Origin of the sequence: Tenacibaculum sp. MAR_2010_89 (assembly GCF_900105985.1) — a bacterium.
Taxonomy (GTDB): Bacteria; Bacteroidota; Bacteroidia; order Flavobacteriales; family Flavobacteriaceae; genus Polaribacter; species Polaribacter halocynthiae.
Window position 1 is genome coordinate 415,790 of the sequence record NZ_FNUB01000005.1, and the last position, 26,658, is coordinate 442,447.

General features: G+C 30.1%; 20 protein-coding genes. 12 read left to right on the top strand and 8 right to left on the bottom strand.

The genetic code is table 11. The features are described from left to right. Positions 1 to 60 precede the first annotated feature (60 nt). The 3 genes from BLV71_RS05435 to BLV71_RS05445 all read left to right on the top strand — a co-directional run bounded on the left by BLV71_RS05435 (position 61) and on the right by BLV71_RS05445 (position 6,128). Complete coding sequence (locus BLV71_RS05435; RefSeq protein ID WP_176974356.1) at positions 61 to 939, top strand: helix-turn-helix domain-containing protein; 879 nt, start codon at positions 61 to 63, stop codon at positions 937 to 939. A 136-nt stretch (positions 940 to 1,075) separates the two neighbouring features. Next, on the top strand, positions 1,076 to 4,252 hold the full coding sequence (locus BLV71_RS05440; protein WP_093869566.1) for a M4 family metallopeptidase: 3,177 nt from the start codon (positions 1,076 to 1,078) through the stop codon (positions 4,250 to 4,252). 334 nt (positions 4,253 to 4,586) lie between these two features. After that, positions 4,587 to 6,128, top strand: a complete 1,542-nt coding sequence (locus tag BLV71_RS05445; RefSeq protein WP_093869567.1) for an L-piperidine-6-carboxylate dehydrogenase — start codon at positions 4,587 to 4,589, stop codon at positions 6,126 to 6,128. Positions 6,129 to 6,199: 71 nt separating this feature from the next. On the opposite strand, the gene BLV71_RS05450 is transcribed toward BLV71_RS05445, so the two are convergent. Beyond that, entirely contained in the window at positions 6,200 to 6,670 is a 471-nt protein-coding gene (locus BLV71_RS05450) for a hypothetical protein (RefSeq protein ID WP_176974357.1), read from the bottom strand. Between the two features lie 79 nt (positions 6,671 to 6,749). Between BLV71_RS05450 and BLV71_RS05455 the strand changes: the two genes are divergently transcribed. Next, positions 6,750 to 7,856 (top strand): NAD(P)/FAD-dependent oxidoreductase, encoded by a 1,107-nt coding sequence (locus BLV71_RS05455; protein WP_093871969.1) that lies wholly within the window; start codon positions 6,750 to 6,752, stop codon positions 7,854 to 7,856. Then, positions 7,853 to 8,302, top strand: a complete 450-nt coding sequence (locus BLV71_RS05460) for a 3-oxoacyl-ACP synthase (protein WP_093869569.1) — start codon at positions 7,853 to 7,855, stop codon at positions 8,300 to 8,302. Before BLV71_RS05455 ends, BLV71_RS05460 begins: the two co-directional genes overlap by 4 nt. A gap of 77 nt (positions 8,303 to 8,379) precedes the next feature. Here BLV71_RS05460 and BLV71_RS05465 read toward each other — a convergent pair whose 3' ends face one another. Beyond that, on the bottom strand, positions 8,380 to 9,315 hold the full coding sequence (locus tag BLV71_RS05465) for an ABC transporter ATP-binding protein (RefSeq protein ID WP_093869570.1): 936 nt from the start codon (positions 9,313 to 9,315) through the stop codon (positions 8,380 to 8,382). A 134-nt stretch (positions 9,316 to 9,449) separates the two neighbouring features. On the opposite strand from BLV71_RS05465, the gene BLV71_RS05470 reads away from it, so the two are divergent. From BLV71_RS05470 to BLV71_RS05480, 3 genes are read left to right on the top strand one after another with little or no spacing between them, the layout of a single operon-like run. Further along, positions 9,450 to 9,989, top strand: a complete 540-nt coding sequence (locus tag BLV71_RS05470) for an RNA polymerase sigma factor (protein WP_093869571.1) — start codon at positions 9,450 to 9,452, stop codon at positions 9,987 to 9,989. A 5-nt stretch (positions 9,990 to 9,994) separates the two neighbouring features. Next, entirely contained in the window at positions 9,995 to 10,417 is a 423-nt protein-coding gene (locus BLV71_RS05475; RefSeq protein ID WP_093869572.1) for a hypothetical protein, read from the top strand. Between the two features lie 3 nt (positions 10,418 to 10,420). Beyond that, positions 10,421 to 10,639, top strand: a complete 219-nt coding sequence (locus BLV71_RS05480; protein WP_093869573.1) for a hypothetical protein — start codon at positions 10,421 to 10,423, stop codon at positions 10,637 to 10,639. Between the two features lie 92 nt (positions 10,640 to 10,731). On the opposite strand, the gene BLV71_RS05485 is transcribed toward BLV71_RS05480, so the two are convergent. Then, on the bottom strand, positions 10,732 to 12,810 hold the full coding sequence (locus BLV71_RS05485; protein WP_093869574.1) for a M13 family metallopeptidase: 2,079 nt from the start codon (positions 12,808 to 12,810) through the stop codon (positions 10,732 to 10,734). Between the two features lie 139 nt (positions 12,811 to 12,949). Then, on the bottom strand, positions 12,950 to 15,109 hold the full coding sequence (locus BLV71_RS05490; RefSeq protein ID WP_093869575.1) for a prolyl oligopeptidase family serine peptidase: 2,160 nt from the start codon (positions 15,107 to 15,109) through the stop codon (positions 12,950 to 12,952). Between the two features lie 173 nt (positions 15,110 to 15,282). Here BLV71_RS05490 and trxA point away from each other — a divergent pair, with 173 nt between their 5' ends. The 4 genes from trxA (at position 15,283) to BLV71_RS05510 (ending at position 20,875) form a co-directional block, all read left to right on the top strand. Continuing rightward, positions 15,283 to 15,642, top strand: coding sequence for a thioredoxin (gene trxA / locus BLV71_RS05495; RefSeq protein WP_093869576.1), 360 nt, complete (start codon positions 15,283 to 15,285; stop codon positions 15,640 to 15,642). Between the two features lie 268 nt (positions 15,643 to 15,910). Then, positions 15,911 to 16,882 carry a ribonucleotide-diphosphate reductase subunit beta gene (locus BLV71_RS05500; RefSeq protein WP_093869577.1) on the top strand — a complete coding sequence of 324 codons (972 nt, stop codon included), beginning with the start codon at positions 15,911 to 15,913 and terminating at the stop codon, positions 16,880 to 16,882. A 175-nt stretch (positions 16,883 to 17,057) separates the two neighbouring features. Further along, complete coding sequence (locus BLV71_RS05505; RefSeq protein WP_093869578.1) at positions 17,058 to 19,457, top strand: ribonucleoside-diphosphate reductase subunit alpha; 2,400 nt, start codon at positions 17,058 to 17,060, stop codon at positions 19,455 to 19,457. Between the two features lie 80 nt (positions 19,458 to 19,537). Next, positions 19,538 to 20,875 (top strand): deoxyguanosinetriphosphate triphosphohydrolase, encoded by a 1,338-nt coding sequence (locus BLV71_RS05510; RefSeq protein WP_093869579.1) that lies wholly within the window; start codon positions 19,538 to 19,540, stop codon positions 20,873 to 20,875. A 71-nt stretch (positions 20,876 to 20,946) separates the two neighbouring features. Here BLV71_RS05510 and BLV71_RS05515 read toward each other — a convergent pair whose 3' ends face one another. From BLV71_RS05515 to BLV71_RS05530, 4 genes are all read right to left on the bottom strand, one after another. Beyond that, the gene (locus BLV71_RS05515) at positions 20,947 to 21,396 is read right to left on the bottom strand and encodes a hypothetical protein (RefSeq protein WP_143032759.1); all 450 of its coding nucleotides are present in this window, start codon (positions 21,394 to 21,396) and stop codon (positions 20,947 to 20,949) included. A gap of 17 nt (positions 21,397 to 21,413) precedes the next feature. Next, positions 21,414 to 24,194, bottom strand: coding sequence for a hypothetical protein (locus tag BLV71_RS05520; RefSeq protein WP_143032760.1), 2,781 nt, complete (start codon positions 24,192 to 24,194; stop codon positions 21,414 to 21,416). Between the two features lie 13 nt (positions 24,195 to 24,207). Next, a complete protein-coding gene (locus tag BLV71_RS05525; protein ID WP_093869582.1) occupies positions 24,208 to 24,798 on the bottom strand; it encodes a hypothetical protein in 591 nt (196 codons plus the stop codon). Between the two features lie 142 nt (positions 24,799 to 24,940). Beyond that, positions 24,941 to 26,590: a hypothetical protein gene (locus BLV71_RS05530; RefSeq protein ID WP_093869583.1), complete on the bottom strand. Its 1,650-nt coding sequence runs from the start codon at positions 26,588 to 26,590 to the stop codon at positions 24,941 to 24,943. Between the last annotated feature and the right edge of the window lie 68 nt (positions 26,591 to 26,658).

The window sequence follows — 26,658 nt, forward strand, 5'->3', positions numbered from 1 at the left end:
CTTACCCTTTTTATTGAAACAGTAAAAATAATTTTGTTAAGAACGTATCATAATATTCACTTGATTTTTTTACCAGTAAATTTTAATTTTTTAACTATTGTTTTCTTATTTTTTTATGCATCAGAAACATCTGGTGTTATAATAAAAAACAAGTTTAAATATTATCTACTAGCAATTATAGAAACAGTAGTGTTCTCTGTATTGTTTATTCTTGTTTGGTTTGTTCCTAGCCTTATAGAAAAACTTTTTATTTATGGGTTTATGGATGTTTATATGTTTTCATCATCAATATTTATAGGTTATTTCTGTATCAGAATAATTAAAATTAATTTAATACATAAAAAGAAACTTTTAGAGTACTATGAGGATGTAAAGTATAAAACACTATTATGGCTTACAGCTTTTTGTGTTATATGTATAGCTTTAAATTTTTTAGGTTTTTTTGGACGATTTTTATTTTTGAATAATAAAAGTTATCACATATTAATCGAAGTACTATTTTTGATTTCGTTATACTATATAACCATTGCTAGTTTAGTTCAAATTAACATATCAAACGTTATTAACTTAAATAAAGTTTCTTTGAATGAAATTCAAAAAGAACTTATCGATGTTTGTAAAACAATTGATCATTATATGACAAGTGAAAAATTGTATTTAAATCCTTCACTAAATTTAACTTTTCTGTCAAACTATATTAAAATCCCAGATCGATTAATATCAAAATCTATTAATGAAATTAAGAACAAGAATTTTAACAGGTTTGTACATGAATACAGAATTGAAGAGTTTAAGAGATTAGTTTTAGATAAAAAATATGAAAAATATAGTATTGAAGCTTTAGCTCATGAAGTAGGGTATAATTCACGAGCTTCGTTTTATAAAAACTTTAAAATAATTGTGGGGGTTTCACCACATGATTTTATTAAAAATAAATAAAATAGTATTTATTTATAAGTTATTAATTGTATCAATTTTTTGAGATGTCTCTAAACATGTTTAGAGACATTGTTGCTTTGTTTAATATTTTGTTTTTGTGGTAATTAGCACCTTTAATCATAAACCTTTCTAAACAATGAAAACAAAATTAAATAAACTTTTAATCGTTGTGTTTTTATCAATGATAACTGGAATAACGTATTCCCAAAACAATATTATTATTCTTCAAAACGGAGAAAAAGGTTTGGCTCCTAGGTACGTACAAATACAAGAAAATAGTCAACCAGCTATTAATTCAGCAATCGGTTTTTTAAGAAAAACTTTTAAAATTTCTTCAAACTTTACTTTTACTGAAGTGTCTAATGAAACGGATGAACTTGGTATAACCCATATAAAATATCAACAGTATTTAAATGATATACCAGTTGAAAACGCCTACTATGTTTTACATGCTCGAAAAGGAAAAGTGTATTCAGTAAATGGTGAAATATTTAAAACAATATTAAAAACTAATGGAATTCAAAAAAAATCAAGTATATCATCTGATGAAGCGTTAAGGTTTGCTTTGAAGGAATTGACAGGAAAAGCATTTTCTTGGGGCCATAATCAAATAAAATCTAAGGCAAAAGATGATAATTTAGTTTATATATCTAAAGGAAATAACTTAAATTCAAGTGAATTAGAGCTGGTGTATAAATTTGATTTATATTCTGAAGAGCCTTTTGAAAGAAAAAAAGTATATATAAACGCATCAAATGGAGAAACTGTTTTTACTGAGGTATTAAAACATTCAGCTTTTCCTGGAATGGAGAAACATTCTTGTAAAGAAGAATCGCATACAAAAGAAGAAGAAATGTTTGCTGCAGGTTCTACCCAAACTAGGTTTTATGGAACTAAAAGTATTACAGTTTCTGGTTCAACAGGAAGGTATACTGCTTCTCAAACAGGAAACAGAAATATCTCTATTACTAATTTAAACGGTAGAAGTATAGGTTTTGGAAGTACACCACCATCTGGAGGTTCTGTTATTTCTAGTGCTACTGCTAATGGTTTTGGAAATTCTGGTAATGAAGGTTATTATATGGCTGCTTATTGGGGAGCAGAACAAACATGGGACATGTTTAAAAGTGTTTTTGGTAGGTCAAGCTATAATGGCTCAGGTGGAAAAGTTAATATATTCGTTAATGGCTCAGGTCAAGGAGCAGATAATAATGCATTTTGGGTAGGATCTTGGACATATTTTGGGAATGCTTCAAGTGGAGCTCCTTTCACTCCTCTTGATGTAGTTGGTCATGAAATAGCACATGGAGTTACTCAAACCTCAGCGGGTTTAGTGTATAGAAATGAATCTGGAGCTATGAATGAAGGGTTTAGTGATATTTTTGGATGTTATGCTGAATATTATGCGTTCAATAGGCTAGACTCTAATGTTTGGACCTTAGGAGAAAATATTTCTTTTCAACGTTCTTTATCGAATCCTAAACAACATAGGCAACCAGACACTTACAATGGTACAAATTGGTATACAGGCTCTGGTGATAATGGAGGTGTTCATATTAATAGTGGAGTGTTAAATCACTGGTTTTATATTTTATCACAAGGTAAGCAAGGTTCAAATGATAAAGGAAGTTCATATAATGTAAAAGGAATAGGTATTGAAAAAGCAGCTCAAGTTGCTTACAGGGCACTTACAAGGTATTTAACTTCAAGTTCTAATTATTCATCAGCAAGAAATGCAGTGATAAATGCAGCAACCGATTTATATGGAGCAAATTCTTGTGAATTGGTAGCTACTACTGATGCAATGTATGCTGTAGGTATTGGCTCAAAATATTCAGGTTCTGGGTGTAGTACCTCTGACTGTTCAGTGATTGAAAATGTAATAGCTTCAAATGTATCAGTTGCAAGTGCAACTATAAATTGGACAGCTAAATCAGGGGTTTCTAATTATCAACTTGAATATAAGAAATCTACTGATACTAATTATACCCAAACTACTGTAAATGGAGCTTCTCAAACCTTGACGGGTCTTAGTTCAAATACATTATATCAAGTTAGAGTAACTTATACATGTGATGGGAAATTAGCTACATATTCATCTGTTATTTCATTTAGAACAAAAAATATTATAGATCCTCCCAAGTGTGATCCAGTTACTGGATTAAATATTTCTAATGTTTCTAAAAACTCTGTAGTTCTTTCTTGGAACAGTGTTCCTTCTATTAATTCTTACACCGTTGGATATAGAAAAGAAACTAGTAATAGTTATACAATTACCTCAGCAAATGGATCATCTATTTCAATTAATGGGCTATTACCAAATACAACTTACTTAGCTAGAATTAAATATAGTTGTAATGACGGTGGAGGTGATACTGGCTGTGATGGTGTTTCAGCATATCAGTCATATCCGTCTATTTATATGACTGGTGATAAGGTTACTTATAATGGGAAAAAATATGAAAGTTTAGCTGATAATTTATACAATATTCCTCCTACTGGTAATACACATTCATACTTATGGAAAGATTTAGGACCATGTTCTTCTAGTTTTTCAGCTTTAGAAAACGATTCACCTTATTCAAGCGAAATTAGGTTTACTACATTACAAGATGATACAAATGTTTGTGAAGCAATTAATAATATTGATATTTCTAGTATTACAACAAATAGTGCAGATGTTTCATGGTCACCAGTTTTAGGGATAACTTCTTTCGAATTAGAATATAAAAAATCTTCTGATAGCAGTTATAATTTAGTTAACGTATCTAGTTCATCGTATTCATTTACTAATTTAAGTGCAAGTACTTCATATCAATTAAGAGTTCGTTATACTTGTAGTAATGGAGATAAGTCGCCATATTCAAATACCGTAAGTTTTGTAACTGAAGGCACTACTGGAGGATGTAATGGAATACCAGAATATAGAAATGGTGTTTTTTACCAAAAAGGTGATAAAGTTGTATACAACGGAAATGTGTTTGAAGCTCAAATTACAGTTTGGTGGGCTCCAATTTATGGTTATTGGACAAATTTAGGTCCTTGTAATAACTTAACTGTAAAGCAAAGTTTTAACATAATAACAAATCCTGCAAAAGAAGGAGTGGTAATAGTATCTTTTAATAATTTAAAAGGAACAAACATTCATGTAAATATTTCTGACTTTTCAGGAAATATTCTTGTTAAAAGGATATTAACTAAATTAAAACTAAATTCATTTAATTCACAGCATGAAATAGCTATTCCAAATCTAAAAACTGGAGTATACTTTATTAATGTTAATGGAATGACTAAGAAATTAATAGTAGAATAATTGATTTGTTTTTACAAAAAAGAAGTAGGTTACTTGTAAATACTAAGTATTTGAGTGTTTTATAAAAAGCATCTATTTTTTAAGGGGAAATTAGATTTATAAATAAATTGAGTTTTTACAATTCAATAATCCTACTTCTGGGTTTTAAAGTGTGCCATCTATATAAACTGTTTGTTTTTATAGATGGTTTTTTTAGTAATTAGTCTTTTTGTTTTTTTTAATACAAAAAGTTATAAAAAACAACAAAAAACCTTTGAATGTTTAATTTTTGAAATGTATTTTTATTCGTAGTTTTGTTTCCATAAAAGTTGAACAATAATTAAACTAGAAATAAATGACTGATTTTGGAATTGATAAAGCTATTAAAGAATTAGGCTTAAAAGAAATAAACGATGGAACTTCAACTGGTTCTGTAAATTTTTCTAATGGAGAAATTATTGAATCATACTCTCCAGTTGATGGTAAGTTAATAGGAAAAGTAAAAACTACGACCAGAGAAGATTACGATAAGGTAATGGACGCCGCTACTTCGGCTTTTAAAACTTTTAGAACAATGCCAGCTCCACAAAGAGGAGAAATTGTTCGTCAGTTTGGAAATAAATTAAGAGAATTAAAAGAGCCATTAGGTAAATTAGTTTCTTATGAAATGGGTAAATCTTATCAAGAAGGTTTAGGAGAAGTTCAAGAAATGATTGATATCTGTGATTTTGCAGTAGGTTTATCTCGTCAATTAAACGGGCAAGTAATTCCTTCAGAAAGACCAGGACACGTAATGAGAGAACAATGGCACCCAATTGGTGTGGTAGGAATTATTTCTGCATTTAACTTCCCAGTAGCAGTTTGGGCTTGGAATACTGCTTTAGCTTGGATTTGTGGTGATGTATGTGTATGGAAAGGTTCAGAAAAAGCTCCTTTATGTTCAGTAGCATGTCAAAATATTATTGCAGATGTTTTAAAAGAAAATAACTTACCAGAAGGTATTTCTTGTATTGTTAATGGTGATTATAAAGTAGGAGAGTATATTACTACTGATACTCGTATTCCATTAGTATCTGCTACTGGATCTACAAGAATGGGACGTATTGTTGGAGCAACAGTTGCTGAGCGTTTTGGTAAATCTTTATTAGAATTAGGAGGAAACAACGCAATTATTATTACACCAACTGCAGATTTAACAGTGGTTGTTCCAGGAGCTGTATTTGGAGCAGTAGGAACTTGTGGTCAACGTTGTACATCTACACGTAGATTAATTATTCATGAATCAGTTTACGATAAAGTAAGAGATGCGATAGTTGGTGCTTATGGGCAAATTAAAATTGGAAACCCATTAGATGAAAATAATCACGTAGGACCATTAATTGATAAAGATGCTGTAAATACCTATTTAGCTGCAATAGAAAAAGCAAAAGCTGAAGGAGGAAAAGTATTAGTAGAAGGAGGAGTTTTAGAAGGAGAAGGATACGAAAGTGGATGTTATGTTAAGCCAGCGATTATTGAAGCAGAAAATCATTTTGAAATAGTACAGCATGAAACATTTGCTCCAATTTTATATTTAATGAAATATTCTGGAGAAGTAGAAAATGCTATTGAATTACAAAATGGTGTAGCACAAGGTTTATCATCTTCAATTATGACAAGTGAAATGAAAGAAGCTGAGAAGTTTTTATCATATGCTGGTTCTGATTGTGGTATTGCAAACGTAAATATTGGTACTTCAGGTGCTGAAATTGGAGGTGCTTTTGGTGGTGAAAAAGAAACAGGTGGAGGACGTGAGTCTGGATCTGATGCATGGAAAGTATATATGCGTCGTCAAACAAACACAGTAAATTATTCTGATGAGTTACCATTAGCTCAAGGAATCAAATTTGATTTATAATAGTGTTTTAATAATACTAAAAACCCCATTTAAAATATTTAAATGGGGTTTTTTATTGGGTTTAAGAAAAATTATTGCATAATTACATCTTTCCCTTTTTTTATGTTTTCTATTTTAAAATATTTTGTTTTACCAGCTTTTTTATAGCTTAAAACAGCTTCATTTTCTTTTAATTCAAAAGGAAACTTCTTTTCTGTTTTTTTAGTAGTATTACCGTATTCTTTTTTAGGATCATCATGTAATTGTAAGTCATACTTAGTATTTCCTGAAGAATAATAGTGTCTTCCAATAATATATTTTGAGTTTTCTTTAGTTTCTATAGTTACGTCTATAATTTTATTCATAAAATAGAGTTTTTCAAAAACTACTTTTTTTGGAGAAGAAAAAGCTATTTTTACATCTGTACTGTTATTACCAGGCATACCACCAGTGATATTTACATAGCTAGCTCCTTTAATTGTAAAAGGAGGAGTTTTTTCAAATTGCATGCTAGCGCACTGAGTAAAACTAATAGTTAAAACTAATAGACTGAAGAGTTTCATTATTTTCATTTTGTATTATTTAGTTTCATTAAATTCAAGGAGTATGCCAAGTTACTAATTTATTATAGATTAAAAAATGTTGAATTATAGTTATTGGGAGTTAAAAGAGTGGTTTTCTAATATTGATTTTACCATTATTGGAAGTGGAATTGTGGGGTTAAATTGTGCTTTTCAACTTAAAAATAAATATCCTAAAGCCAAAATAGTTATACTTGAAAAAGGAGTTTTACCCCAAGGGGCTAGCAGTAAAAATGCTGGATTTGCTTGTTTTGGTAGTTTATCTGAACTTATAGATGATTTAAAAACACACAGCAAAGAAGAGGTTTTTAATTTGGTAAAAAAAAGATGGGAAGGCTTACAATTATTACGAACTAATTTAGGGGATGAAAATATAAGCTTTCAACAAAATAAAGGACACGAATTATTTTTAGATACAGGTTTTTATAACGAATGTTTAGATAAGATAGATGAAATAAACATGTTATTAAATCCATTATTTAAAAGAAATGTATTTACTGTTAATGACAATGTTTTTGGATTTGAAAATATCTATAAAAACTATATAACTAATTCTTTAGAAGGTCAAATAGATACTGGTAAAATGGTTACTCAACTATTGAAAAAAGCACAAGATTTAGATATAAAAATATTGAATGGAATTGCTTTAGAAAGTTTTATTGAAGCACAAAACAAGGTACATATCAAAACAAACAGAATTGAGTTTTTTTCCAAAAAATTATTAATAGCAACGAATGGGTTTGCTAAAGAATTATTAAAAGAAGACGTAAAGCCAGCAAGAGCTCAAGTATTGGTTACAAAGCCTATTGAGAATTTACAGATAAAAGGAACATTTCATTTAGATAAAGGATATTATTATTTTAGAAACATTGATAATAGAATATTATTAGGTGGAGGTAGAAACCTAGATTTTAAAACAGAAGAGACTACTAGTTTTGAACAAACCGACTTAATTCAAAATAAGTTAGATGAAATTTTACAAGAAGTTATTTTACCAAATAAGAAAGTTGAAGTTGATTATAGATGGAGTGGAATAATGGGAGTAGGAAATCAAAAAAAAGCAATAGTAAAACAGGTGTCAAATAATGTTTATTGTGGAGTTCGTTTAGGTGGAATGGGAGTTGCAATAGGTAGTTTAATAGGAAAGGAATTAGCAGATTTAACATGAATGTAAAAGAATTATTATATAATGAATGTGAGGCTTTTGTAAATAATCGTTTACAAACAATTGAGAATATTATAAGTTCAAATAAGAAAGCATTACACTCTGAAACAAAAAGCTCAGCAGGTGATAAGCATGAAACAGGACGTGCTATGTTACAATTAGAAATGGAAAAAGCTGGCCAACAATTAAATGGAGTTCAGCAAATGAAAGAAACCTTAGCAAGAATAGTGTTAACTGCCAATTCTAGTACTAGTTGCCTTGGTAGTATTATTGAAACAAATTCGTTTACTTACTTTTTAAGTATTTCAGCAGGTAAAATAATTGTTAATAATAAAACTTTTTTTGCAGTTTCAGTTTCTTCCCCAATAGGAAAGTTATTATTAGGAAAAACTGTTAATGACGAGCTTACTTTTAATGGAAAAAAGATAGCTATAAAAAATATACTTTAATACTAAAAGTAGGGATTGGTAACTTCTAACTGTTTTATAAGAAGTAATTATCAATCTATAACGAGTAGTTTGAATTTTTAAACAGTTTCACTATTAATCTCTAGTGAAACTGTTGTTTTTTTATCTATGTAATTATTATGATTTAAAAATAATTTTTGACCCTCTAAATCAGTTTCTATTAGCCAGTAAAATCCTTTATAATATGAGTTTAAAACGGTAGCAATAATAGTTGATTTTTCTACAATTTTAATTTGATGAGGATATAAAAGTAATTCTGTATCGTTAATGGTAATTTCATTTACATCATCAAATAAAGAAGCTATATATTTTTCTCTAGGTGCTTTATATAGGTTTTTAGGAGTGTTTTTAGCAAGTATTTGATTATTTCTAATTACAATCATTTTATCGGCAAAAGAAAGAGCATCACCACCATCATGCGTAGCTACAATACATGCAATGTTTTTACTTTTTAAATAAGTAAATAAATTTCTTCTTAAAGAGTTCTTTTTAAAATTGTCTATTTGCCCAAAAGGTTCGTCTAGCAATAGTAGCTCTGGTTCTTTAGCAAGCGCTCTAGCAATAGCAACTCGTTGTTGTTGTCCACCACTTAAATTTTTAACTTTCTCATCAGCAAATTCGGTCATTTCAATAACTTCAAGTAACTCTTTTGTTCGTTGTTGTGCTTTCTCAGGGTAAAAACGCGATAAAAATTTTGCAATATTCTCACTTACAGTAGTGTAGGGCATTAAGTCAAAATCTTGCGCCACATATTTAAAAAAATCCATACCAGGAACCAAATGATAAGAAGGCCCTAAAATTTGAGTTTTTTTCCAAAAGATAGTACCTTTATTTACATCTAATAAGCCATAAATAATTTTCAACAATGTAGATTTTCCACAGCCACTTTCTCCCATTATGCATAGGTTTTCTCCTTCTTGTAGTGTAAAACTTACATTTTGTAAAGTGTTGTTTTGTGTAGAATATTGAAAAGAAATATTATTTACGTGTAGCATAGAACAAAAATAAGCAAAGGAATAAAATAATACCTCTTTATATTAAACGATGATTTTTAATTTTTTTATAAAAAAATGCAATAGATTATAAAAGCTACGTCTTTATAATTGAAGAGCGATTAAAAAGCTTATAAATGAACCACGAATCAGAAAATAATAAAAAACTCAAAGCATTTTTTGATAAAGAATATAATGTTCTTAAATCTTACGTTGGATCTAAAATAAAGCAAAATATTAATCAAGATGCTGAAGATATTATTCAAGATGTTGCGCTTAAATTGTTTTCAGGTGTAAGTGGATATTCTCCTATTAATAACGTGGCAAGTTTTGTATACAGGTCATTAAGAAATAAGATTATTGATAGGATGAGGAAGAACAAACAAAATATTTCAGATGAAGACATTGATGATTTAAAGTTAAATGAGCTTACACAAGCTTTATATGGAGCTTCTGAAGATGTTTATTCAGAAGCAATGAAGGAAGAAATTAAAGTAAGAATGTTGAGTTTAAAGCCAATATATAAAGAAATAATTATAGCTATCGATTTTGAAGGGTATACATATAATGAATTAGCACAAGATTTAGGAGTACCAATAGGAACATTAATGTCTAGAAGACATAGAGCATTAGGGCTTTTATTAAAAAAAATAGAATTAAAAAATAACAAGAATTAAAACAGATGGAAAATTTATTTAAAGAAAGGGTTAAAGGAGAATCGTTAGGGATATTTATAGGAAGAATAGTTTTTGGAGTGATAGCAATTATTGGATTAGCCATATTATTTGGGTATGTAATTATGTGGTTATGGAATACATTAATGCCAGAGATATTCGGGTTACCAGTTATTAGTTATTGGCAAGCAGTAGGGTTATTTATTTTGTCTAAAATTTTATTATGCTCTGGAGGAAAACATAGTTCGGACTGCTCTCCAAGAGAAAAAAAGAAGCATAAATTTAGATCTTTTGATAAAAACAGATGTAATAAGAATGTTTCTGACTGGGAACATTATGAAAAATTCTGGAAAGAGGAGGGGAGTGACGCTTACGAAAAATTCAAAGAGCGTATAGATGAAAACAGTAATACAGATACTAAACAAGAATAAATTATGAAATTATTTATTTACGGAACAGATATAAATACTGAACATAAAGTGAAATCGATTCATAAACTATTTAATGAAGATAGTAATATAATTGATGTATCAATTGATATTGAAGATATTGATAATGTTTTACGAATAGAAGCAACTGATTATATAGAAGAAGTTGATATTATTAATAAAGTTGAAAAGAAAGGATTCCATTGTGTGGAATTAGTTGATTAAGTAAAGAAAAATAAAAAAACCGATACATCTGTATCGGTTTTTATTTTAAAAGCAATTCTTAAGAATTGTAATATTTTAAGACTAAGGTTTGTTTACCAAATTCTAACTCTTTCTTCAGGTGTTATATACATTTTATCACCTTCTTTAACGTCAAAAGCTTTGTAAAAAGCATCTACGTTTTTAAGAGGCATATAAGCTCTATATTGTCCAGGAGCATGTGTATTGGTCATGATTAAGTTTTTTAAAGCTTCATCACGCATTTTTGTTCTCCAAATAGTACCCCAAGAAAGGAAGAAACGTTGCTCAGCATTAAAACCGTCAATATCAGCAGGACGACCATTCTTTTTTAAGAAAATTTGTAAACCTTCATAAGCAGCTTGAACTCCTCCTAAATCTCCAATATTTTCTCCTAATGTATATTTACCGTTTAAGTGCATGCTATCTATAGCAATAATATCACTGTATTGTTTAACTAACTTGTCTCCAATAGTTTTAAACTTTTTTGAATCATCTTCTGTCCACCAATTTTTTAAGTTTCCATCACCATCAAAACGAGCACCAGAATCATCAAAACTATGAGAAATTTCATGACCGATAACAGCTCCAATTCCTCCATAGTTTACAGCTTCATCAGCTTTGTAGTTGTAAAAAGGAGGTTGTAAAATTGCTGCTGGAAATACGATTTCATTATTTACTGGATTAAAGTAAGCGTTTACAGTTTGAGGAGACATTCCCCATTCAGTTCTGTCAACTTTCTTACCTAATTTAGCCATGTTTTTATTATAATTCCATTTAGCTACATTAATTGCATTTTCAAAATATGTACCTCCATTTTTTAAGCCTTTTACTTGTAATGCAGAATAATCTTTCCACTTATCAGGATATGCAATTTTAACAGTTAACTTATGTAATTTTGCTAAAGCTTTCTCTTTAGTTTCTTCACTCATCCAAGGTAATTGAGCAATACGTTTTTCGAAACCTAACATTACATTATCAATCATTTCCTTAGCTTTTTTCTTTGCTTCTGGCGGAAATTTAGCATCAACGTATAATTTACCTAAAGCTTCACCGATAGCACCGTTTAAGTTTCCTAAAGCACGCTCATTTCTTGGGCGTTGTTTTTTAGCACCACGCATTGTTTTGCTGTAAAACTCCCAGTTTGCTATTTCTAAATCAGTACTTAATAAGTTAAGTGAAGTGTTAATAGTATTCCAACGTAATACTAATTTGATATCTTCTACAGAACGAGTTGTAAAAATATCATTCATTGCTTTAAAGTACCCAGGATCAGTAACAATTATTTTTTCAATATTGTTAACACCAATTCCTTTTAAATGAGCATCCCAATCAATTGCAGGTGCTAATTCTTGAAGTTCAGCAACTGTCATTGGGTTATACATTTTACGAGTGTCTCTTCGCTCTTCTTTAGTCATCATTGGTTCAGCTAAACTAGCTTCAAAAGCAACAATATTTGCTGCATTTTTTTTAGCAGTAGCTTCATCATCACCAAATTTAACTAACATTTTAGCAACAAACTCTTGGTATTTTTCTAATTTGTCTTTTACTTTTTCATCTACATAATAATCTCTAGATAAACCAAGACCACCACCACTTAAATAACCAGCATTCATACTACTGTTTTTTAAGTCGTTAAAAACACCAAAATCATAAAAACCACCACCTCCGTATTGAGCCATATTAGTTAAATATGTTTCAACATCTTTTTTAGTTTTTATAGCATCAATCTTAGCTAAATATGGAGCTACAGGAGCTATACCTTGTTTATTACGTGATACAGTATCCATGATGCTTTCATAATAGTTCACTGCCTTCTCTTGGTCTGAATCTATTTCATTTCCTTTAGAATCTTTTATTTTTGGAAAATTACCTTCTTCAATAGCTTTATTTAAAATAGCTAATACATCGGCATCCGTTTTTTTACGAAGTTCTCCAAAGCCACCCCAAGAAGTTCTATCGGCAGGAATTTCAGTTTTATCTAACCAAGTACCGTTAACATATCTAAAGAAATCATCTGTAGGTTTAACAGATGTGTCCATGTTTTCTAATATGATACCTTGAGCTTTCTCTTCAGGTTTTTTTTCAGTTTTACAAGCAACAACACCTAAAGAGGCTACAGCTGTTGTAAAAACAAGTTTATGTATGGTTTTCATTATATATAATTAGATTGATTTAATTAAATGCAAAACTTAGATGTTTTCTCTTCAATAGTATTTTTCATCCTTTTCTTTAATAAACTTTTTCGCCAGGTTTATTTAATAAGACAATAAATGGGAGAAAATGTTACAAAGCTTAACTTTTAATTTTTGATTTAGATGGGTTTGGTAATTGATCAAAGCCCATGTTAAATAATGTAAATCCAAATATATCAGCATACTGTTCAATAGTTTTTGCTACTGGGGTACCTGCTCCATGACCTGCATTTGTTTCAATTCTAATTAAAACTGGGTTAGCTCCTTTTTGTTTGTCTTGTAGTTCAGCTGCAAATTTAAAACTATGGGCTGGTACCACTCTATCATCATGGTCACCAGTTGTTACCATAGTTGCAGGATACTTTACATCTTTATTTACATTATGTACAGGTGAATAGCCTTTTAAGTATTCAAACATTTCTTTACTTTGCTCAGAAGTTCCATAGTCATAAGCCCAACCAGCTCCAGCTGTAAATGTGTGATAACGTAACATATCTAATACTCCAACTGCAGGTAGCGCTACTTTCATTAAATCTGGTCGTTGTGTCATAGTTGCTCCAACTAATAAACCACCATTTGATCCACCACGAATAGCTAAATACTCTGATGAGGTATATTTTTCTTTAATTAAATACTCAGCAGCGGCTATAAAATCGTCAAAAACATTTTGTTTTTTTAGTTTAGTTCCTGCATCGTGCCATTTTTTTCCATATTCACCACCACCACGTAAATTAGGTACAGCATACACACCACCTTGTTCCATCCAAACGGCATTTGCAACACTAAAACTTGGCGTTAAACTTACATTAAATCCTCCATAACCATATAGTATAGTAGGATTGTTTCCATCAAGCTTTATTCCTTTTTTATACGTTATAATCATAGGTACTTTTGTACCATCTTTTGAAGTGTAAAATACTTGTTTACTTTCATATCCATCAGCATCAAAAGCAATATTTGGTTTCCAGTATATCTCATAAGTACCATCTTCTGGATTGAATTTATATGAAGATCCAGGAGTGTTATAATTGGTGAATGAAAAATATAACTCTTTAGCTTCTTTTTTTCCTCCAAAACCACCAACAGATCCTACTCCAGGTAATTTTATTTCTCTAACTAATTTTCCATCGTAATCATACTGTAATACTTTTGAAACAGCATCTACCATATATTCAGCAAAGAAATAACCAGAACCAGTTGACGGACTTAATACATTCTCTGTTTCAGGAATAAAATCTTTCCAGTTCTTTTCTGTAGGATTTGATGCATCAACTGTAACTATTTTTTGATTCGGTGCATTAAGGTTAGTAACTAAATATAACTGAGTTCCTTTATTTTCTATAACATAAGTATCACTATTGTCAGTATCTAAAATTGTAACAATAGGATTATTGTCATTTGATAAATCTTTCATTAATAATTTATTCCCAGAAGTAGATATTCTTGGATAAATAAAAAGATACTTACCATCTTCGGTAACACCACCACTAACATATCTATGTTTTTCTTCAGGTTTAGCTCCGAAAATTACCTTGTCTTCTTTTTGACTTGTTCCTAATTTATGGTAATATAATTTATGTTGATCAGTTTTAGCAGATAGCTGACTTCCTTTAGGCTTGTCATAGCTTGAATAGTAGAAACCATCGTTTCCTTTCCATGATATTCCAGAAAATTTAACATCAACAATAGTGTCTTCTTTAATTTCTTTTGACTCAGCATCCATAATGATTACTTTTCTCCAATCACTTCCGCCTTCTGATATTGAATAAGCTAACGTTTTTTTGTCTTTTGAAAAGCTAACCGAACCTAATGATGTAGTTCCGTCTTCTGCAAATGTATTTGGGTCTAAAAAAACCTCTTCTTTACCATCTTTGTCTTTTCTATATAAAACATAATGGTTTTGTAAACCATTGTTTTTATAGAAGTATGTATAGTCGCCTCTTTTAAAAGGAACACCTAATTTTTCGTAATTCCATAATTCAGACAATCGATTTTTTAATTCTTTACGATAAGGAATTTTATCTAAGTAATCGAAAGTAACTTCATTCTCAGCTTTAACCCAAGCTTCAGTTTCTTTACTTTTATCATCTTCTAACCAACGATAGTTGTCTGTTATTTTTGTTCCAAAATAATCATCAACTACGGGAATTTTAGTAGTTTCAGGGTAGTTCACAGTAATGTCTCTTTTTGTGTTTTTTGATTCTTTACAAGCCATAAATATAGAGCCAGTAATTAGAATAGGAATGATTAGTTTTTTCATCTTAAAAAAGAATTAGATAGTTCTCTCAAAGTTAGAAGAAAAATAGGCAAGAGTGTTACATTTTAAGAGGATTTTAACATAAATCCATTTTTTGTAATTATTATCAGTTAAAACGACTAATTTTACAATTAAGAGATTTAAAGTAAAAGTAAGGTTATAATTAATTTTAAAAAATGACAGAAAATTTAACAAAGGAAACTTTTCTTGAAAAGGTTTTTAACTATGAAAAGAATAAAGAATGGAGTTTTGAAGGTGAAATTCCAGCAATTATTGATTTTTATGCTGATTGGTGTGGTCCATGTAAGGCATTAGCTCCTGTTTTAGAAGATTTAAGTAATGAGTATGAAGGTAAAATACATATTTATAAAGTAGATACGGAAGCAGAACAAGAACTTTCTGCAGCGTTTGGTATTCGAAGTATACCTTCTATGCTTTTTTGCCCTAAAGGTGAAGAGCCACAAATGGCAAATGGAGCACTCCCCAAAAAACAAATTGAACAAATAATTGGAGACGTTTTAAAAATAAAAAAGTGATGTTAAAAACATCACTTTTTTTTATGAAATGAACTGTTTTAAGAAACTCAGTGATTATCACTACGGAAGCTTTTTTTTGGTTTTTAATTATTTGATTAGTAGTTTTTTAAGAATTGTGTTTTTAGAGCGTTAAAAACTTAAAAACATCATTTTGTTAAAAACTTCAAGGGATTTGTGAATAAGTATGGCTTTCAATTTTTAGTAAAAATTCCAATCTTTGTTTTCCCCTAACAACCTAAAAATAACACATTAAATTTTAGTTTACAGAATGGCTAGTATTGAACCAATTTTACAAGAGAATAAAGACAGATTTGTAATTTTTCCAATTCAACATAATGACTTATGGGAATGGTACAAAAAACAACAAGCATGTTTTTGGACTGCTGAAGAAATTGATTTATCTGTAGATGTTGTAGATTGGGAAACTAAATTATCAGATGATGAGCGTTATTTTATTAAGCATGTGTTAGCTTTTTTCGCAGCTTCTGATGGAATTGTAAATGAAAACTTAGCTGAAAACTTTGTAAATGAAGTTCAGTATTCTGAAGCAAAGTTCTTTTATGGTTTTCAAATAATGATGGAAAACATTCATTCTGAAACGTATTCATTATTAATAGATACGTATGTGAAAAACGAAGCAGAGAAAGATAGGTTATTTAAAGCTATCGAAATTTTTCCTGCTATTAAAAAGAAAGCTGAATGGGCATTAAAATGGATAGAGTCAGATTCATTTGCTGAACGTTTAATCGCTTTTGCAGCGGTTGAAGGAATATTCTTCTCAGGATCATTTTGTTCTATTTTCTGGTTAAAGAAAAGAGGATTATTACCTGGGCTAGCTTTTTCTAATGAACTAATTTCTCGTGATGAAGGAATGCACTGTGATTTTGCAGTTCATTTACACAATAATCATATTGTAAATAAAGTACCTAAAGACCGAATTCGAGCTATTATTATTGATGCGTTAAGTATTGAAAGAGAGTTTATTACTGAGTCTTTACCTGTGAGTTTAATTGGTATGAATGCCAAATTAATGACACAGTATTTAGAATACGTAACCGATAGGTTATTACTAGAATTTGGATGCGAAAAAGAATACAATGCTACTAATCCATTTGATTTTATGGAAATGATTTCATTAGAAGGAAAAACAAACTTCTTTGAAAAAAGAGTATCTGAGTATCAAAAAGCAGGAGTATCATCTGGTGGTACAGGAGACATTAGCTTCGATGCTGATTTTTAAATAAGAACGACATACTGCTACCCCCTACATGCGGTAAATTTTGCTAAAACACGATTGTGTTTTTAGCATCATAATATTTTCAAAAAGAAATAAAATTATTTTAACATGTATGAGTTATTATAAGCATGATGCTTTAGTGACTCTATAAACCAACTTAAAAACCAATAGTAATAATATGTATGTAGCAAAAAGAGATGGTAGAAAAGAACCTGTAATGTTTGACAAAATTACAGCAAGGGTTAAAAAAATGTGTTACGGATTAAACCAAATTGTTGATCCGGTAAAAGTAGCGATGCGTGTTATTGAAGGGTTGTATGATGGAGTAACTACTTCAGAATTAGACAACTTAGCGGCTGAGGTAGCTGCGACAATGACTACAGCTCATCCTGATTATGCAAAGTTGGCTGCAAGAATTGCTGTATCAAACTTACATAAAGATACAAAGAAATCGTTTTCAGAAACGATGATTGATTTATATGAATATGTAAATCCACGTACAGAAAAAAAATCTCCTTTGTTAGCTGATGATGTGTATGAAATTATCATGAAAAACGCTGATAAATTAGATTCTACTATTATTTATAGTCGTGATTTTAATTACGATTATTTTGGTTTTAAAACTTTAGAACGTTCTTATTTATTAAAATTAAATGGGAATATTGTTGAACGCCCACAGCACATGTTAATGCGTGTGTCTATTGGTATTCATAAAGAAGATATTGACGAAGCAATCGCTACATACGAATTAATGAGTAAAAAATATTTTACACATGCTACGCCAACATTATTCAATGCAGGTACACCTAAACCACAAATGTCATCTTGTTTCTTATTACAAATGCAAGATGATAGTATAGAGGGTATTTACGATACATTGAAACAAACTGCAAAAATTTCGCAATCTGCGGGAGGTATTGGTTTGTCTCTACATAATATTCGTGCAACAGGTAGTTATATTGCTGGTACAAACGGTACATCAAACGGTATTGTACCAATGTTAAAAGTATTTAATGATACTGCACGTTATGTAGATCAAGGAGGAGGAAAGCGTAAGGGTTCTTTCGCAATGTATTTAGAACCTTGGCATGCTGATATTTATGATTTTCTTGATTTAAAGAAAAATCATGGTAAAGAAGAAATGAGAGCACGTGATTTATTTTATGCGATGTGGATTTCTGATTTATTTATGGAGCGTGTGCAAAAAGATGCTGATTGGACGTTAATGTGTCCACATGAATGTCCGCATTTATTTGATAGCTATGGTGAAGAGTTTGAGCGTTTATATACAAGTTACGAAGCCGCTGGAAAAGGTAGAAAAACCATTAAAGCACGTGATTTATGGGAGAAAATTTTAGAATCGCAAATTGAAACAGGTACTCCGTACATGTTATATAAAGATGCTGCTAACCGTAAATCAAATCAAAAGAATTTAGGAACTATTCGTTCTTCAAATTTATGTACTGAAATTATGGAATATACTGCTAAAGATGAGGTAGCAGTATGTAATTTAGCTTCTATAGCAATACCAATGTTTGTTGGTGAAGATGAAAATGGAAATAAGTTTTTTGACCATGATAAGTTATTTAAAGTAACTAAAAAAGTTATTAGAAACTTAGATACGGTAATTGATAGAAATTATTACCCGGTTGTAGAAGCGGAGAATTCGAATGTTCGTCACCGTCCAGTTGGATTAGGAATTCAAGGATTGGCAGATGCATTTATTATGTTACGTATGCCATTTACATCTGATGAAGCTAAAAAGTTAAATCAAGAAATATTTGAAACTTTGTATTTTGCATCTGTAACGTCATCAATGGAAATAGCAAAAGCAAAAGAACCATATTCAACATTTAAAGGTTCACCAATGTCTGAAGGAGAGTTTCAACACAATATGTGGGGAATTAAAGAAGAGGATTTAAGTGGTCGTTGGGATTGGAGTAATTTACGTAAAGAGGTAATGGAGCATGGAGTTCGTAATTCATTATTGGTTGCACCAATGCCTACTGCATCTACTTCTCAAATTTTAGGAAACAATGAAGCTTTTGAGCCATATACTTCTAATATTTATACGCGTAGAGTATTATCTGGTGAGTTTATTGTAGTAAATAAACATTTATTAGAAGATTTAGTAGAGTTGAATTTATGGGATAACAACATGAAGGAAGATATTATGCGTGCAAACGGATCTATCCAGCATATTGAAGAAATCCCTCAAGACTTAAAAGATTTATATAAAACAGTTTGGGAAATGAGTATGAAAGATATTATTGATATGGCTCGCCATAGAGGATATTTTATCGATCAATCTCAATCGTTAAACTTATTTATGAAAGATCCAGATTTTGGTAAGTTAACATCAATGCATTTCTATGCTTGGAAAAGTGGTTTAAAAACAGGAATGTATTATTTACGTACTAAATCGGCAGTAAACGCAAAACAGTTTACATTAAACATTGAGAAGAAAGAAGAAGTAATTGAAGATGATAAACCAATGAGTGCTTCTGAATTTAAAGCAATGGTAGACGCTTCTAAAAATGGAGCGCCAGACGATGATTGCTTAATGTGTGGATCTTAAAACAATAAATTATAAGTGAAAAAAAGAGAAGTCGAAAGGCTTCTCTTTTTTTAGTAAATTCGACAAATTTTATTCAAATGATGAACTGGGAGCAATTACTATCGTTAAAACGATTTGGAGATACACAAAAACGTGAGAGAGCTAAACAAGATGAAACTCGTTTAGGATTTGAAGTAGATTTTGATAGAATTATATTTTCATCAGCTTTTAGAAGTTTACAAGATAAAACCCAGGTAATTCCATTATCAAAAACCGATTTTGTACATACCCGTTTAACGCATAGTTTAGAAGTATCTGTTGTTGGTCGTACATTAGGTAGAAGAGTAGGAAAGGAGCTGTTAAAGCGTCATCCTAAATTAGTAGAATTAGGATATACCTTTAACGATTTTGGTGCCATCGTTGCTGGGGCTTCTGTAATGCATGATATTGGAAATCCGCCTTTTGGTCATTCAGGAGAAAAAGCGATAGGAGAATATTTTAAAACAGGAAAAGGACTTCAATATAAAGAAGAGTTAACTGCTTTAGAGTATCAAGATTTAATAGACTTTGAGGGAAATGCAAACGGTTTAAAAATTTTAACGGAGAGTAGAGATGGTGTTGAGGGTGGTTTACGATTGTCGTATGCTACACTAGGAGCTTTTATTAAGTACCCTAAAGAGAGTTTACCTAAAAAGCCAACCAAACATATAGTAGATAAGAAATATGGCTTCTTTCAGTCGGAAAAGACTGCTTTTCAAGATTTGGTTGAAGATTTAGGATTGAAGCAGAAAGAAAGTACTGGAATTTCCTATTATCGTCACCCCTTAGCGTATTTAGTAGAAGCTGCAGATGATATTTGTTATACAATTATCGATTTTGAAGATGGTATTAACTTAGGTTTAATTGATGAAGATTATGCCTTAGAGTATATGATTAAGTTAGTTAAAAACACGATAGATAGTGCAAAATACCATTCACTAAAACATAAAAAAGATAGAATTAGCTATTTACGAGCGTTGGCAATTGGAGTTTTAATTAATGAGGCAGTAGCTATATTTTTAGCAAATGAGGAGGCTATTTTAAACGGAACTTTTGATAAAGGCTTGTTAGATAAATGTCAATATGAAGCTCAAATAAACGACATTATAAAAATTAGTGTTGCTAAAATTTATAAAAGCAAAGAGGTAGTAGAAAAAGAAGTAGCTGGATATAAAATTATTGCCGATTTATTGGATGTTTTTGTAACTGCTTTAAATAATAAGTTTGATAATAAGCAATCAAATTACGATACCTTAGTATTGAATTTATTACCACAAGAATATCAGCAAGAACGAGAAAATTTATACGATAGAGTAATGCAAATATGTAGTTATATTGCTGGTTTATCTGATGGTTTTGCAATTCGTTTGCATAGAAAAATAATGGGAAATATTGTTTAGGTGAAATTATAACTATACTAAAAATAACTAAATAAGGGATGAATACTGTTTTATTCATCCCTTATTTAATTTTATAAAGGAATGTTATTTAACTTTCTGTAAATAGCATCGTTAATCATTTTACTAAAGGTGTATTTGACATCCTTTAAAAATGGTTCATTTCCCTCATAAGCACCTGAAGGATCTAGTATATATACATTGGGGTCTTCTTTATCCTCATCTAAAAAGAAAATGCTATATATTGCATCAAGCTGGTCAAACACAAAATAAGGTCTATCCATTTTGTAACCTGTGTACTCTAATGATTCTTCACAATCTTCTCTAAGCTGTTCAAAGTCATCCCATTCAAAAACCATCCCCGTCGCTTCGCTTTCACCTCCAATACTTAAATATTCTTCAAAAGCTAATGGAAACTTCTTTCCTTCATTGAACAATTTCCTAATCTCTATTACAGTTTCAATCTCAAGACCTTTCAAGGGAATTCGGCTACTTAAATTTGGAGTATCTTTTAGTTGTTTCATGTATTTTAATTCCATCGTTATTTCTTTTTTTGTTTTTTTAATATTTTTTCATACTTCTTTTTTGCCATTTTTATTTCAGGGTAAGTTCTTGTTAGGTCTGCAAATCCTTTTACAGATTCATCAGATTTTACAATGAATTTTACTTTTTTTTCTATAGATTTCAGGTATTCTTCTAACATCACAAATTCACGAGAACAACTTGAACAAGTAGCAAAAATATTACTGGTTTCAATCACAAATTCATCTGCCTTATGAACATGGTTTTTTAGAAAATTATACACAAATTTTATCTCACTATCGTATTTTCTTGGACGACCTGTTAAATCATAAGCTCCTGTAACAAATGTAATAAATTCATCATAGTTTTTGAATATATCAATGGTATTTGGTGGTGTCGCAGGTGGATTTCCAAACCTCTCTATGATATCTTTTCTCTTTCCTGATAATGAAAATTCGTTAACCTCATCAATTTTTTTACCTTTTTTAAAAAATTTAATATTAAAATCGGCTTGGTTATGCCCTTTTACTAATCCTGGAAATTCATCTAAATATTTTGTAAATAACCCTATAATTTCATCCCTAGTAATAGGAATTAATGATTTAGCTCTCCATAACCTCGTGGTTTCACTTACATTATAAATAAATTTTGGTCTAAAATCAATATAGTTTTTCAAAGTTTTTTCTAATTCTAACTCTGCTATATTTTCAATTTCTTTTAATAACACTTGCTTCCCTTCCGGAGTTAATAGGTTTTTGGGATCTTTAACAGATTTATTTAAAAGTTTATTTAACTCCTTACGTTCTTTTAGAATACTTCTTGCACTGTTTTTAAGTTTTTCCCTTAAAAAAACCGAAACTTCACCAGTCAACGCTACCATTTCTAAATAAAATAAATATTTAGAAATACTTTTTCCTAACTCGGTATCATTAACGTTGGTAAGTTTTAACAGAGTGTTTACGGTTCCTGAACTTACTTCTATAGCTCCAGCTACTGCTTTTGTTGCTGCAATTGCTGTAGTTACTTGTTTGGTTTTATACAATAACTTTTTTCCGTTTTTAAGGAGTTTTACTAAGCGCCCTACTTTAATTAGATTACCAACACCTGATACGGTGGTTAGTATATCAACTCCATATTCTACTCCTGTTAATACATTTTCCCAGAAAGCCTTTTGGTCATTTGCGTATAATAAGAATGCAGGTAGCTTTGTAAAACGTACGCCATCTTTTTGATCTTTGTCTTTTAGTAGAAATGCAGGGTTTTTACCATTTTGTAATACCAATGGTGAAAATGGGTGGTAGCTGTATTGGTGTTTTTCTTGCTTTTCTACTATTATTTTTTGATCACCATCTTCTCTTTCTATTGTTTTTTCTTCAAATCTACCTGTTTTTACACTAACAGAAATATCTATTAGAGGTTGGTCTCCCTTCCAGTTTATGGTAGCATTATCAGAATGAAATCCTAAAATTTTCTTAGATTGATATGCTAAAAGTACAGGGTTTTTATCAGTAATAGCTATTAATTTATTGGTTTTTGGGTTGATATCGGCATATGAACTACTTTTCCAGATACTCCAAATAAAATATACATAGGTTTGAAAATGTTCTCCATTTAAACCATCAATTAGTTTGTATAAAAGTATTTTTTTATCTGCCCTTCTAATTAATAAGTTTTTAATAAAAAGATCGTTTATTTCTATACTTCCAATATCTTTCTCTTCTAGTACTTTAGAACCGTCTATGGTTTTTGTTTTTTGCCTGTGTGTGTACCTGAAATAAAGTATTCTTAATGTTTTTATAATTAAATCTTCCTCATTAATACTTAAATAGTTTCGTATGTAGCCTTTGGCCAACCCTTCTAGTAAATTCCAAAGAGAGTCAGTATTAAATTTATAGTATAATGGTTGCGCTAAATGATATACAATAGCTGCTTTATTATGTAGCTTACTATTATTATAGGCAGGAGCTATTTTTTCAATTAATTTAATTAAAAATAAATTACGCCATTTAGATTGAAAGTCTGTATACTCATTGTAATAGTTAAAAATGGTTTCGTTTAAAAATTGTAGTACCGTAGTTATGTCTTTACAATAAATACGTAGCCCAATAAATTGGTAATCTTCTTCTGCCGGAGGTATGCTTCTTATTTCTGCACTATCTTTTTTATAATAATAGGATAAACAATAGCTAAAACCAGTTCCAAAGGATTTTGTAATAACAGGAAATTTATGAATCAACTCACTTTCAGTATTCGGAACAACTTTAATAGTATCTGCTATTGAATTTCCATATACACTTGTATATTTATATGGAACATTAGAGTAGCTTTTTAAATAGGAAAAAGCACTTGCCTGATAAGCAGCATAGTTGCTTAAATTATTTAATGTTATGGTTTGAATTGAGGCAACTAGTGTGTCTTCTTGGTTTACATAAAAATTATACCCACCATTATAAAATTCATCTGGAATATAAAATTCTTTTACATATTCTTTTATTTCCTCTTCAGGGTATAATATTATGTCTTTTTGGTAGGTGATAGGTTTGTAAAAAATCCCTGTTGTATGTTGCTGTTTTAAAAAAGCATTATTATCCTTATTTAAATATATGGTTTGAAGGGTTATTATTTCTGAAAGATCGACTTCTTTGTATTGTGATCCAAAATCACGAAAAGATTGAGTACTTTCTTCATAAGTAGCATCTTGGGTTATTTTTTTAACCAACACTTCCTGATTTGTTTTACCATTGGAAGTCCCTACCTTTAAAAATTTAATTAAGTCTGTTATGGTTGTAATAGTGTTCATTCTTTTTCTTTTTTTAATTGAATAATCGATATCCAAACCCAATGTTATGAGTAGGTTGGCTAAGTGGATTTACATTTAACCGATAGCTAGCAAACCACCTTCCTTTTCGGTTGTATTGTAGTCCTAAACTTAGGTTATCAAACCTTTGTGTGTTTCCTCCAACTTCAGAAAATAGATATAGTCCGCTTCTATAGGTTTTTGGATGTTCAATAGTTTTAGTAATGGTGATTTCTCTGGGTACCTTTAGTTTGTAGGATAACTGACTGTCTAACAATTTTCCTTTTACCAAATCATAACTATAAATTTCTAAATCAGCATTATTTAAAGTGTCTCGGTATATTTTGGCTGTTATAAAATTGATGGTATCTTTTATAAAAATGGTGTCTTTTATAATTTTGGTAATATCTTTTTTATGAACATATACTTTTTTATACTTTATAGTTTGTACTTTAAAAGTGTCTATTTTAGGTTGCCAAATAGTATCTCTAACAATAGTTATTTTAGGTTTTTCTATTGCTGTTCTTTTTGAAAACAGATTGATGAGTAACAGCAATAATATGCCGACCAATATTATACTATTGGTTTTAGAGTTTGAAAGTTTCATGATTTGTGTTTTATGATTTGAAAAAAAGTGTATGTTTTCTAAAGTGAAGAGTATTCATAGAAATAACATAAAACACGGAGTTTAAAAAAAGGAAAAAGAACCGCTAAAACATAGTTAGCGGTTAATAGTAATTTAGAAATACTTATTTCAAAAATAATGTTCCAGATAATTTAATAAAGCCGTTATTAAAATCAGCAGAATAAAAATTAGTGGAAGGATAAGTTGATAAATAAATTACTCTTTTGCTGTTTTCACTTGTTATTTGTGGTGTAAAATAATCTTTAGGAGCTTCTCGTCCGGATCCGAGAAATATTTGCTCTAATGTGCTATTTGTTTGAAAAAGAGTGTTGCCCACAATATCTGGTAAACTGATATATGTATAGCCACTTAAGTCACCGTTTGTAACTATTCCTGTTAATTGAATGGAGTAATGAAAAATATTTCCTATGATTTTATAAATACCAGTAGCACCTGTAGAACTGTATTGAGAGCTTCCGTTAGTACTACTAGATATAATAGGGTTCCATGTACCTTCTTTATAAAAATCAGCTTTCATCAGCCCTGCATTGCTGGTATCAGCTAATGGTAATACTACATTATTACCGGTGCTAGATTCTATTGTTCTTGTTGAAGCATTATAAGATAAATTTGTTACAGAATTATTAGCACTTGTCGCATTTATAATTGGTTTTTGAGGGTCTGTATTGTCAATAGCAACATTTGTTCCTGCAACTATTGATTGAACACCGTTTAATTTTGCGTTAGGTAAAAGGTCGTTTCCTTGAACTGTATTTTGAACTATAAAAACTCCATTAACCGCTAAGTCTAAATCCGTATTATTGTGTAATTCATCGACATTATTTTGATCTAATAAGGAATGAGGTCTAACAGTTATTTTATTTATTGTTATTACCTTTTGAAGATTGGTGTTAGATATATTTGTTTCGTTTGATGTGTATTTTAAAGCTAAAAATTTATTCGAATTCCTTTCGAATATACCTATTTCAACTTTCAAATCCTTCAATTCACTTGTTAACATTGTGCCTTGAAAGAAATTTGTTCCTAATGTGTTGGAATCAGCGTTTCCTGAAACTCTAAAACTAGTTTGAATATTTACTGGAGTTTCATTCATAACAAGTATAGTTGTATCAACTACCATGTCTGTTGTTCCATAAGTTACACGAGGTAACAAAATAATGGGTTCGTTGTTTATTGCTGAGCCTGAATAAGTAAAAACAGATTTTTTAGGAACTACTGACACACTCCAATTGTCATTTGATTCACCATCAAAAGGACTTCTTCCTTCGTACCTTACTCCATCTTTTAAACTAGAATTAATAACTGGATTTTCCGGATCAGCCTTATTAATTGTAATATTTTTCCCTGCTTGATATTGAATAGCATCGCTTTTTAAATTATTTAAATCAACTGTGAAGGTTGTGTTGTCATCACGTGTAAATGTTGCCATGCCATTTGTGTCAACTGTACCTGAAACTAACCTTGCTAAATTGGTGTCATCTAAATAAGTTGATAAATCGAGTTCTTTAATATTTACTCCATCTTTTAACAAGGATAATTTGTTATTTAGAATATCTGATAAAGTATATTCTGGTACTTTTTGTTCTTGCGTTAGATTTACTTGGCCAGTTTCATCAATTACAAATCGTCGATTGGCTTCTCCTTCTGGTTGTTTTACGTCGATATAACTATCAATTAAATTGGCATACTGTTCTTGGGTAGGTTTATCACCTGTTTCAAAATGTTTTTTTAAAGTTTCTTTATTTTGTCTCATTTTTTACTTTTTTATCTATTTTAAATAATTTTTTTGATAAAAAAGAGGCGCTAAAAACAAGCTGTTAG